An 8,201-nucleotide genomic window follows, 5' to 3' on the forward strand; every position below is an offset into this window, starting at 1 on the left:
ACGACAACCAGAGTAACTCGCACTCCAAGTACTGTCTAGTACTTCAGGTACCAGTCCGCATTTCGTGTACGCCCAACTCTCCTGCGAGGGCGCGCAATTCCTCAGAGGGCGGCTGGCTCATCGTCAACAGGTCCGCGGTGAGTTGCTTCACCAGCGGCAGGGCCCGCACCAGTTCCGGTGACAGCTCACGGGCCGACAGCAGTGCCGCGACGGCATCCCCGACCTGCCTTCGCTGGGCATACGCCCTGGCTACGTCGATCTGAAAACGAGTCTGGCGTTCGGCCGACAGCTCGGAGGCGTCAACAGTCTGCGCAGCCCGCATGGCGACTCCGGCGTCTCCGAGGTCGACCGCGACGGCGACCTCGTGCAGGGCGACGTTGGTCGGGCCGAACTCGGTGTTGTAGTCGTTGCGCCCGTCACCTACCCGTTCGCCCATCTCACGAGCCTCACGGAGATATCCGTACGCCTCATCAGCAAGGTTCAATCGAGCGGCGGCCACCGCCCGTTGCAGCGTCAGCGCACCACGCAGCGCGACCGCCTCGACTTGTCCGGAATCGGACAGAGGCCCCAGCGCTTCAGCCGCGCTCCCGGACACCTGGGCCGCCTGCTCGAAGTGTCGCGCGCCGAGGAAGACGAGTGACAGCCGGAATTCGCCGGCCGCCATCAGCAGCGGATCGTTCGCCCGCTCGGCAGCGACCACGGCACGGTCCACGGCGATCCACGCCGCCTCCGGCTCACCCATGTTCGCCAGGGCGCCGCTGCATGTGTGATACATGACCGCCAGCAGCCGAAACAGCTCAGGGCGGTCCGAGTCGGGAACGGACCGGGTGGCCGACTCCAGTCGAGGAACCAGCTCTTCCAGCAGCTCGGCCAGGTCGGCGTAGTTGCCCTGATGCGTGAGTGACCAAGCCCGGTCCACCTCGGCACGCAGCGCCGGCACGTCAGGGGACGTGTCCTGCCGACTGAGAACTGCCTTGAGCGAATGCGCGGCACTCAGCACCATTCGCAAGCGACTCGCGCCTGGGGGCTCCCCATCGGCCACCGATGCGACGAGGGGAGCCTCAGCCGCCAACTCGGCGATCGGCACTTCAAGGACCTCGGCGACCTTTTCCAGCACGGTCATCCGATCGATACGCCGCACGCCCCGCTCGACCTGGGACACCCACGCTTCCGAGCGCCCCAAAAGGCCGGCGAACTCCTTCTGTGACAGTCCCCGGCGCTTCCGATTGAAGGCGATCTTGCGGCCGAGCGATTTCTGATACTCAGTGCTCAACGTCCACACCCTTGCCGGACACGAAGTCCAAGCGATCCACCTCGACGGCGGACAGGTACTGCTCCCGCGCCGCGAGGAAGGCACGCACGTACTCCTTCGACTCGTGCTCCTCGAAGGCGCCCTTGTCCCGGTAGAGCTCGTAGAACACGCGCTCCAGCGGACGACCGTCAACGCGGTGCACTGCGTAGATCACCGTTCCGGGCTCGTTCGCCCGGATCTGCTCACCGGTGCGCTCCGCCAGGTCGTCGAACGCAGCCGCCGCCGCGTCGTCCTTGCAGGTGAAGCGCACAAACAGCCCGAACATGCGGAGTCCTCCCTCTATCGGCATCCAGGTCAGCACCAGACCACGCGGCGAACGCTATGCGCCACCAGCCCGCACGAAAAGTACGAACCCGCACTCCCAGTACGCGCACATTCGGTACGGTGCTAGTACTAATTGTACGGCTCTGCATGGTCCGTGTCAGCCGGTCCGCCCGGAGGACGCAGAAAACAGCAGGTCACTGCCATGGAGGACGCCATGCCAACGCACCGACGCACCTTCCCGGGAGACCCCCGAGCACTCCGCACGGCCCGACACTGGATCCACGCCACCTTGAACGGTCACCCGCGCTCTGACGACGCCGCGCTGATTCTCACGGAACTCGGCACCAACGCGCTCACCCACACCGCCAGCGGTGACGGCGCCAGCGCATTCCACGTCACGCTCACCGTCTCCGAGCTGACCACCACGATCGCGGTGACCGACGCCGGACACAGCAAGACCACCCCCGAGGTCCAGCACCCACCAATCAACGCCACCCACGGCCGTGGGCTCGGCATGGTCGCCGCCCTCGCCGACAGCGTCACGGTCCAGGGAGACGACTCCGGCCGCACCATCACCGCGGAGCTCCGCGCAGACCGTCACCGGGGAGGCCGCCCATGCTGAGGGACACGACCAGTCCCGGTTTCTGGTGCGAGTGCTGGACGGAGAAGTTGGGCGGGCGGCAACCGCCGGCGCTCTTCGGCTCGTTCGATGCGTACTCGGCGGTCGAGGCGAACAACTGGGTGGCGACGATCCTGCGCACCATCTCACCGGCCCTGGACGCGGCCGCTTCTCAGGAGGCATGGACGCGACTCCACGACGACCGCATCGACACGAGGCGAGCCCTGTTGCGCGGGGAGCCGTGGACGGTGTCCATCACCCACGTCAGCACACGCATCACATGGACTGTCCGACCAGCGCTCTTCCTGCCGATGGCACACCGTCAGGCCAAGCAACTTCCCTCATGTGCCTACGACTTCAAGCCGCACAGGCCACACAGCCCCAGGCATCAGACTGAGTAACAACCTTCTTTAACGGCTTCAAGCACCCGTCGTCGCTTCGCTCCTCCGGGCGGGCGCGGGCGGCCGGCGGCGCCCGCGCTCATGTCTCTGCCCCGCTCGGCACCGCCGACCACCCGCTCCCGCCCAAGAGCAAGCTAGGTCAGAACACGTCGTGGCTGGGGCGGTCGGCTCCACGGCTTTAGGCAGCCACTTCGGGGCGAGCCTCTAAGATCATGGCCCCAACGTCGTGCTTTACCGGGCAGGTCCACAGACTGCCCGACGCGCCGGAAGCTTACGGGGCCATGATCACTCGCCCCAAAGCAGCTCCAGCCCAAAGCCGCTCCGCCGACCTTAGGTCCCACCCGCAAGCGGACGCCAACACGGTCCGGCTGTGTGGGATGATCAAACTTCAAACGCTGCTGCTCCGTCGCCCTCAAAGTCGTAATATGACACTTCGTCGCTTGAATGGGGGCTGGCCAAACATGTGTGCTCAAGTAGTGCGGCCGAGCCTGGTCGGGCGCACGCACATCTTGAAGATCAGTGCTACCGATGTGCAGGAGCGGTCCAAGACCTGCGGCATGGGCGGTGCACTGAAGGTCCGTCCCGACGTCAGCAGTCCGGACTGGCGGCGACGACGGGACGACAGCCACCCCTTTCTTGGCAACATTATCCGCGAAGCAGCCTGCAGCATGCATGGTGATCCGAGAGCTGAGACATGGCACGGCTTGCAAGCCCTGATTCAGGAAAAACTAGCGGGGACCACAATGCACCCCGCCACGCGCAGGTACGCGGAACATGCCATTGCGAACTATCTAGAAGTTCATGACGTACTGACCACAGAAATTCCTGGACTCGAATTTCGCTGTTTCGACCCTAAGGTTTTCCCTGAACCTAATGGGACTCTCACTGTTTGGGCACCTCTGTACGATGCTCCAAACGGGATCCGTGAAGTACGGAAAATCCGGCTGGGCACCATCAGGGAGAAGCCTGAAGTACCAGACCGGTGGACTGTCGTCGCCGCGCATGTAGCTGGCCTCTTCCCTCCTCGAGGAACCGTTTCGCGCATTCGCATCGTTGAAATAGGACTGTGTGATTCCTCCTATCAGGTCCTCTTTGACGCCGCTCCCGACGATGTTCGATCCGCCTTCACATCAATCGCGCTACCGCACCTGCAGAAAATCATCAGCGCCGACAGCACACACCCGGGCTCATTCTGCAAGGACTGCAAAATCGCAGGCTGCTGTGGAGCCCTGGAAAAGCTGGATGGATTTCTAGGTCAAACCAGTCCGGGGGCAGCAACTCGATCGGTTAGCGCCAGAGACATTGAGCTCTACGAGATTTGCCCAGCACAATGGTTCCTTACCCTCTCCCAATTCTTGCCGCGAAAAGACTCCTCCGGTGCCGCATCGCACCGCGGTCGCCTAGTTCATGAGTGGATTGCAACCGCTCATAGCCGCTCAGTAAGGTGCACGACTAAGGATGTTGCCGATTTCGACGATCCGGACGCTTTCACGTCAAGCCTTTCCAGGGAGGAATATTCAGAGGTCCAACCCTATCTCGCCCATCACGTTAACAACTGCCCGGTGGGTGCAGGCACTCAGATTATTTCCATCGAAGCACCTCTCTACGGATACGATGCAACCGCTGACGTAATAATCGCTAGTACGCCTGACATGATCTTCGTGGATTCCGATGAGTGCCTAGTGATTCGGGAAACCAAGACAACCAGTCGCGATCTTCCGGAGGACAACGCCGAAGCATTCGATCGTTTCTTCGCATCTTCTTGGCTACTCAATCTATTTGCTAGTGGCTACCGCGGCCCTTACCAGAGCGCCTCAGCTCGGCTTGAACTGGAGGTGATCGCCGCAGAAGACAGCAAGATCTTCGAGTGGGACCTCAACGATGCAGGTGTCCTGCGAATGGCGAAGAAAGAGGTTAGGCAACGAGCCAAGTCCTGGCACAGAGACACGACCTGGGAAGCCACTCCCGGAAAGCACTGCACCTGGTGCCCAGTTAGAGACTGGTGTCCCGAAGCGGCAGCTGACGAAGAGGGCGACGCCGACACACTGGAGTGAGCAGCCCAGTGCTGGGGGGCCTGGGCCCAGCGCGTTCACGGAGGCGGCTGCGAACACCCCGCGTCAAGGCTACGCTTGTGCGGATGCACCCGCGCGCGGAGCGGGAGTGAACGGGATGGCGAGGAGGGGGGAGTTGGACGACCTGGGGCGCCCCTCCCCTAAGGCGATGGCACTGCGCAGCCCGAACCTCCAGCCGAGGTCGAAAGTTCAGCCGTCACGCTGGCAGACGATAGCGAACCAGCCGAAGCGCCATGCTCCGGTCGACTTGGCCTGGTGCGACACCGGCACCCTGGTGTCCCTCGGGCGCCGGCCGACCGTGCTCAACAAGGTGATCACCCTCTACGGTTCATCACTCGTCGTAACGTACGCCGTGGCGCAGGAAATTCGAGTCATGGCCAACATCCCGAACGGTAGACGGACTCCCGAGAACCGCGCGAGGTGTGATAGCGCCGACGTTGTCGTGCAGATGCTGGACGCTGGCGACATTCCCGAACACCCCCTCCTTGCAACGGAGGAGACCGTACAGATGATCGGTCGTGTCCTGCGCCAACTGGACGCGTTCGAGGAGCGACAGAACACCGCCTTGGGCCGGACCGACGACACCGTGCGTTCCTCGAAGAAGCACAGTGGCGAGGCACACAGCATCGTTAGCGCCTTGCGTACTGTGAGGCATGGCGCAAAGACCGTTCTCCTCACGAACGACAACGGTGCAATGCGAGTGGCAGAGCAAAACGGCATCGCCTGGAAGCACACCGGCCAACTGCTCGCAGAACTGGGGTGCCAGGATTCTCTACTCGGCGCCGACGAACTGCTCGAGGACTTTAACCACATGACCTCGAGCTTCGCCACCGTTCCAGCGGAAGTCCGGCCGACGAGCTCCGACTTCTTCACCTGCCGTCAGAGAAACGGTAACTGCACGCTATGTGACGCCCAGGCCTAGGCTTCGGCCAACTCCCAGCCGGCCGCATTCAGCTGCTCCAGCGCAGCATCTTCGTCGCCATCTGTAATCACGTCGGCGACCGCCGTCAACGGAATCAGGCCAGCTGCATACGCGTTCAGTGCTTGTTGTGTTAGACGCTCCGAAGGGAAGGCGCTTCCTTGATTCCCTTTCACCTCAAGCCAGAGCTGCTCGTTTCCAGCAATACACATTAGGTCGGCAACTTTGGCTTCCCTGCAGGCATCGAAGATTTCACTGTCTGCTATCTCGCCGACAGTTTCCTGCAGTGCATACATAGTGGCATCGCGACTAACACCATAGGTGAGCATAGTGTTCGTGACAAACGAAGCCATTTGCTCGAACGTCTTAATTTTGCCGTGCCTCAAGTAGGAATCATGTAGCGCTTCCTCTGGAAGCAAGAAGTTCCTCGCGAAAGAATCAGCAATCTTCTCAGGGCGCCGATCCTCAAGAATGGCGCGATCAACAACAATCTGCCCTATATCTCGCTGCAGAATGTGGCTGAGTTCATGGGCGAGGGTAAAACGCTGTCGCGCCCAGTTATCTTGACAGTTGATCAAGATCACCCATGCTGAAACACCGTCCCAATCTTCAGGGACGGAGATCCCGTGGATGTCACGAGGAAGTGCACGGTATTCGACTGGATAACCTAGACTCTCAACAAGTCCGGTGAGATCTCCGATTGGATCGGTATCTTCGATGTCGAGAAATGCACGAAGGCGAGATGCAGTTTTCTCGCCCGCTTCTCGATAACTCCACGCCTTCGAAGGGGCGAACTTGGGGAGTGGTATAACAGGCTCTTCGTAGCCCCAATCGCGCGTTAGCCGGTCCACCGAAAGGAGTTTGGTGGCGTGTGCAACGGAGTCACTAACGTCCCAAATTCCCTCTAGTTCACCCAGGCGGAAGCTGACTCCCATAGATGGTGGTTGCGCGCACAGAAAGACACTGGGGGCGACTTTATAAAACGCCGCAAGCGTAGTCGCTTCATATAGAGAAGGTAGACGCGAACCCATCATTAGCTCATCAAGAGCTATTTCAGAACCGAGAAGTTCTACCAGTTGCTCACGAGGTGTTTGGCCCTCAGCGATCAGGGCCTGAAAAGTCGCGACGAAGCGCTGCTCAAGCGTCTCATCCACTTCCATCACCGCCCCTTCTCATGCGCTGGCAACTCTCTGTGCAAGGTTCCGGCGTGGCTCATCAACCGTGTACCAGTGTGGCAGATGTCTTGCGATCACACAGTGAGTGCTGCAGGACTGACGCCTCTGCCCCCGCCCAATGAAACACTAACGCCTGCCACTGACAGTCACTCTCTGTGACTACACGCTCAGGCGCTAATCGGTTCGCTCCTCACAACGTGTGGACAACCGCGCCAACCGTGCTGCCCTCCGGGCCAGGTCAGGTGCTTCCGACGGCTGCGCTGTGTGATTGCACGTGCTGCATCTCAGCAGATCTGGCTAGCTTGGCGGTCCATGCCCTCACGGGCATAGGTACTGCTGTCCATGCCTGAACATGAAATGTGGCAGGTCCTGCCGGCCAAGCATGGATCCTGGCAACACTCGCCAGGGACGGACCGAAGTGGACCCACCTCCACTGCTCCCTGGCCAGGCCAGTGACACCTACGGATGACATCGACGCCCCAGACGGGACCCGTCGGCTCTGCAAGAACCAGGCAAGGTCCGCTCGACGACCCAGCGGCGTGGCAGAGCCTGAAAGCCGCGGGCCTCTTCGCTGCGGCGGACGACCTCCACGACCAGCCCCAGATGCTGGGCCGCCCAGTCGATGAGGTGGCCGGTGTAGCCGCCGTCGGCCCAGATGCGGGCAAGCGGCCGGAAGCGCTGTTTCCCTGCGGGCAGCAGTGTGCGGGCGGCGTCCCGGTCGGTCGTGGACGCGGGCGTGACCAGGATGCCCAGGACAAGTCCGAGGGTGTCGGTGAGCAGGTGCCGCCTGCGGCCGTTGATCTTCTTGCCGGCGTCGAAGCGCCGTGAGGGGTCGGTGAAGGTGGCGTCCGCCTTCACCGACTGCGAGTCCACGACGCCGGCGCTCGGGTCCGGGCTCCGGCCCTCCGCCCTGCGGACGGCCTCCCGCAGCCGGTCGTGCAGCTCGGCCACCAGGCCCGTATCGCGCCAGCGGGCGAAGAAGGCGTAGACCCGGGGCCAGGGCGGGAAGTCGGGCTCGGACGGCCGCACCCACCACTCCAGCCTTACGGGGATGGCCTTCTTCCTCACCGCTGAGCGCCCTCCTGGGCCGTCTCTGGGCCGTCCGAGGTCCCCGAGGGCGACCAGCGACGACCAACAGCCGGCCCTAAGCGACCCTGTGCAAACGGATTTCGAAGCCCAGCTCGTTTGGCATGGACGGGGCCCGGACGCGCCGCCAGGGGCCGACTTGCCCCGCTGCTCGCGCTTGCAGGCCCGCAGCTTGCGGCGTGAGGCACCAGTTCAAAGGCCTTTCACCTCCGAATTTTCGGAGGTGAAAGGCCTTTGACATCCAGACGTCGACAGCTAACCGACAGCTCAGCAGCAGGTCAGGCCGTTGATCGATTAGGCGACCGCAGGTCAGGGCCGCCGGTGATCAGTTGTGGCTGTGCAGCAGCGCGGCG

At 62.4% G+C, this 8,201-nt stretch carries 8 protein-coding genes; 4 read left to right on the forward strand and 4 right to left on the reverse strand.

Annotated features, from left to right (window positions below):
- Positions 1–43: 43 nt before the first annotated feature.
- Both ACZ4YY_RS37155 and ACZ4YY_RS37160 read right to left on the reverse strand, forming a co-directional pair.
- Positions 44–1,282, reverse strand: a complete 1,239-nt coding sequence (locus tag ACZ4YY_RS37155; protein ID WP_468299777.1) for a helix-turn-helix domain-containing protein — start codon at positions 1,280–1,282, stop codon at positions 44–46.
- Positions 1,263–1,577 carry a putative quinol monooxygenase gene (locus tag ACZ4YY_RS37160; RefSeq protein ID WP_468299779.1) on the reverse strand — a complete coding sequence of 105 codons (315 nt, stop codon included), beginning with the start codon at positions 1,575–1,577 and terminating at the stop codon, positions 1,263–1,265. Before ACZ4YY_RS37160 ends, ACZ4YY_RS37155 begins: the two co-directional genes overlap by 20 nt.
- A 213-nt stretch (positions 1,578–1,790) precedes the next feature.
- On the opposite strand from ACZ4YY_RS37160, the gene ACZ4YY_RS37165 reads away from it, so the two are divergent.
- The 4 genes from ACZ4YY_RS37165 to ACZ4YY_RS37180 all read left to right on the forward strand — a co-directional run bounded on the left by ACZ4YY_RS37165 (position 1,791) and on the right by ACZ4YY_RS37180 (position 5,590).
- A complete protein-coding gene (locus tag ACZ4YY_RS37165; RefSeq protein ID WP_468299781.1) occupies positions 1,791–2,198 on the forward strand; it encodes an ATP-binding protein in 408 nt (135 codons plus the stop codon).
- Positions 2,192–2,596, forward strand: coding sequence for a hypothetical protein (locus ACZ4YY_RS37170; protein WP_468299783.1), 405 nt, complete (start codon positions 2,192–2,194; stop codon positions 2,594–2,596). Before ACZ4YY_RS37165 ends, ACZ4YY_RS37170 begins: the two co-directional genes overlap by 7 nt.
- 425 nt (positions 2,597–3,021) lie before the next feature.
- Positions 3,022–4,650, forward strand: coding sequence for a PD-(D/E)XK nuclease family protein (locus tag ACZ4YY_RS37175; RefSeq protein WP_468299785.1), 1,629 nt, complete (start codon positions 3,022–3,024; stop codon positions 4,648–4,650).
- Positions 4,651–4,816: 166 nt separating this feature from the next.
- On the forward strand, positions 4,817–5,590 hold the full coding sequence (locus tag ACZ4YY_RS37180; protein WP_468299787.1) for a hypothetical protein: 774 nt from the start codon (positions 4,817–4,819) through the stop codon (positions 5,588–5,590).
- Here ACZ4YY_RS37180 and ACZ4YY_RS37185 read toward each other — a convergent pair.
- Entirely contained in the window at positions 5,587–6,747 is a 1,161-nt protein-coding gene (locus tag ACZ4YY_RS37185; protein ID WP_468299789.1) for an ImmA/IrrE family metallo-endopeptidase, read from the reverse strand. The genes ACZ4YY_RS37180 and ACZ4YY_RS37185 overlap by 4 nt on opposite strands.
- Before the next feature lie 474 nt (positions 6,748–7,221).
- The gene (locus ACZ4YY_RS37190; RefSeq protein WP_468299791.1) at positions 7,222–7,830 is read right to left on the reverse strand and encodes a transposase; all 609 of its coding nucleotides are present in this window, start codon (positions 7,828–7,830) and stop codon (positions 7,222–7,224) included.
- Positions 7,831–8,201 lie beyond the last annotated feature (371 nt).

The sequence above is a fragment of the Streptomyces sp. NPDC030143 genome (genome assembly GCF_055573695.1).